2 protein-coding genes are annotated in these 3,137 nt (G+C 69.7%); one reads left to right on the forward strand and one right to left on the reverse strand.

The window, feature by feature from the left end; translation table 11 throughout:
* Positions 1–55 precede the first annotated feature (55 nt).
* Complete coding sequence (locus AC2CJA_RS25615) at positions 56–244, reverse strand: hypothetical protein (RefSeq protein ID WP_484605048.1); 189 nt, start codon at positions 242–244, stop codon at positions 56–58.
* A gap of 557 nt (positions 245–801) precedes the next feature.
* Here AC2CJA_RS25615 and AC2CJA_RS25620 point away from each other — a divergent pair.
* A partial coding sequence (locus tag AC2CJA_RS25620; RefSeq protein ID WP_484605049.1) for a sensor histidine kinase occupies positions 802–3,137 on the forward strand: 2,336 nt, incomplete at its 3' end.

Here is a 3,137-nt window from a genome sequence, read left to right on the forward strand (position 1 = left end):
CCCGCGCCGCGGGGCGGCGACGGGGGCCCGGCGAGGTTCCGCGCCGCGAAGCCGGTCAGCCGATGGGTTCGTCCATCAGAACGGTCCGGCGCGGGTTCGCGGTCCGGGCCGGGAGGTCCCCGGCGCGCTCCGCGCTCTCAGCGTGCTCGGCCGGGACGGCCGCCGGCTCGTCGGCGTCCCTGAGGTGGGCCAGGGTGGTGCGCCGCGGGTTGGCAACGCTGCGCATGATCATCGTCGTCTTCACCGAGTCTGCCTCGTTCGCCTTCTTGTCGTTTACATGCTGTGTGTAAGGGTGAGCGTAAGGGGCCCCTTTCCCCTCCAGGGATGACCCGTATAACGATCAGCCTGTGATTTTACTCACGAAACGACGGGCAAAGGGTGCATAACGGGCGACCCGAAGTGGCGATCCAAACGGACATTGACTTCGATAAGCGGACTATTCGCCCTCTGGTGTCGCTGCCGGGGCAGCGGGCGCTGTAGCGGCTCGCCTGTGGCGCAAGCTGCCAGAAGTCCGTGATGCGTCATATGTTCCTATACCCTGCGCCATGGGGTACCTGCGCAGGGTCACTCATGTCACAGCCTTATCCACGGACCTTGTTGGAGATCCGGCACTGTGCTGGAATTCCACGGACCGCCGCAGGAGACGACCCGGCGCGCAAGGGGGCGCAGAGGAGCGCCGCGCGGCGGAGACTTGGGGGCGCGCCGGTCACTCACGACCGTCAGGGGGTCCTTCGGACCTTCCCGACTCGATACCGTTCCACCGTTCGCGGGGGGACGCCTGGTCCAGAGGTTGCGACGCTAGTGCAGGGACGTTTCAAGAGGGATGGCAGCGCTGTGGGGGACCCGGAGCTGCGCGGTGCGAACGACCGCGGCTCCTCGCCACAGCGCGCCCAGGAGAGCGGTGGCCGGGAGCAGGCCCTCGACGCCGACAAGGAGAAGCACGCCAAGGCGCGACCGGACGGCGAGGCCGAGGGTGCCTCGAAGCCCAAGGAGCCCGGTGCGACGGGTTCCCGTCTGGCCCTGCGCAACTGGCGCATCAGCACCCGTCTGGTTTCACTGCTGGCCCTTCCGGTCGTCACGGCCACCTCGCTGGGCGCGCTGAGCATCAACAACTCGCTGGCCGAGGTCGACCAGCTCGACAACATGAAGCTCCTCACGGAGATGACCGAGCGCGCCACCGAACTGGCGACCGCTCTCCAGGAGGAGCGGGACCGCTCGGCCGGCCCCCTGACCGGCACCGGCAACCCCAAGGACGACTCGGTCGTCGGCCCCCGTGAGGAGACCGACCAGGTCAAGGCCGCGTTCTTCGACGCCACCCCCGCGGTCGACGCGGCGGACGCCGGACTCCTCTCCGGTGTCCGTGCCACGATCACGGACATCACCCGGCAGCTGAACCGGCTCAAGAGCATCCGGGAGCGGGCGTACGACAACCCGGACAACATCTCGCAGACGGTCAACGACTACAACCAGCTGATCGAGTCGCTGCTGAGCCTGTCCCAGGACATGGCGCAGGCCACCAGCAACCCGGAGATGATCCAGAGCACCCGCGCGCTGGCCGCGTTCTCCTCCGCCAAGGAGTACGCCTCCATGCAGCGGGCGATCATCAGCGCCGGCCTGGCCCGCGAGGACGGCCCCAAGCTCTCGGACAACGACCACCTCTACATCAGGACCGCCTGGGAGAGCGAGAGCGCGGCCCGTAAGCGCTTCGACGACATCTACGGCAACAACGAGGCGGCCGAGCTCACCAAGCCGCTCGACGAGGGCATCGTCAACATCACCTCGGCGGACGAGTACGCCGAACGTGTGGTGAAGGACCCCAAGGGCATCTCGCGCGAGAACCGCTCGTACCTGGACTGGTTCGACCAGGACCAGGTCAAGATCGAGCAGATGAGGAAGATCGAGGCCTCACTGCTCACGCAGATGGACGAGCAGGCCCGTACGCTGCGGGCCGAGGCCCAGCAGTCGGCCCTCCTCAACGGCGTCCTGGTGCTGCTCGTGCTCGGCATCTCGCTGGTCGGCGCGTTCGTCGTGGCCCGCTCCATGATCCGTTCGCTGCGCCGGCTGCAGGACACCGCTCAGGACGTGGCGCACCGCCGCCTGCCCGAGCTGGTCAAGCAGCTCTCCGAGGCCGACCCGCAGGACATCGACACCTCCGTGGAGTCCGTCGGTGTCCACAGCCGCGACGAGATCGGCCGGGTGGCCGCGGCGTTCGACGACGTGCACAGCGAGGCGGTCCGGCTCGCCGCCGAGCAGGCGCTGCTGCGGGGGAACGTCAACGCGATGTTCACCAACCTCTCGCGCCGCAGCCAGGGCCTGATCCAGCGCCAGCTCTCGCTCATCTCCGAACTGGAGTCCCGCGAGGCCGACCCGGACCAGCTCTCCTCCCTGTTCAAGCTGGACCACCTGGCGACCCGTATGCGCCGCAACGGCGAGAACCTGCTGGTCCTCGCGGGTGAGGAGCCCGGCCGCCGCTGGACCCGCCCGGTGCCGCTGGTGGACGTGCTGCGCGCCGCCGCCTCCGAGGTGGAGCAGTACGAGCGCATCGAGCTGAGCGCCGTTCCCACCACCGAGGTCGCGGGCCGGGTCGTCAACGACCTGGTGCACCTGCTGGCCGAGCTGCTGGAGAACGCCACCTCGTTCTCCTCCCCGCAGACCAAGGTCAAGGTCACCGGTCACGCGCTGCCCGACGGCCGGGTGCTGGTCGAGATCCACGACACCGGTATCGGACTGTCGCCCGAGGACCTCGCGGCGATCAACGAGCGGCTCGCCAACCCCCCGACGGTCGACGTCTCGGTCTCCCGCCGCATGGGTCTGTTCGTGGTCGGCCGCCTGTCCCTGCGGCACGGCATCCGTATCCAGCTGCGTCCCTCCGACTCCGGTGGCACGACCGCGCTGGTCATGCTCCCGGTCGACGTCACCCAGCGCGGCGGCCAGCAGAAGAAGCCCTCCGGCGACGGGGGCCAGGGCGCCGGTCCGTCCGCCACCCTGCGGCGCGAGCCGCAGGGTGGCGGTGCGCCGGCCGGTACCAGCCGGCTCGGCGCGCTGCCCACCCGCAACCAGGTCCAGGGCGGTTCCCCCTCGCGCGCCGCGCTCCCCGGCGGCCCGATGGGCGGACCCCCGGCAGGTGGCCCGATGGG

This window comes from Streptomyces sp. ATLC9 (assembly GCF_057196705.1).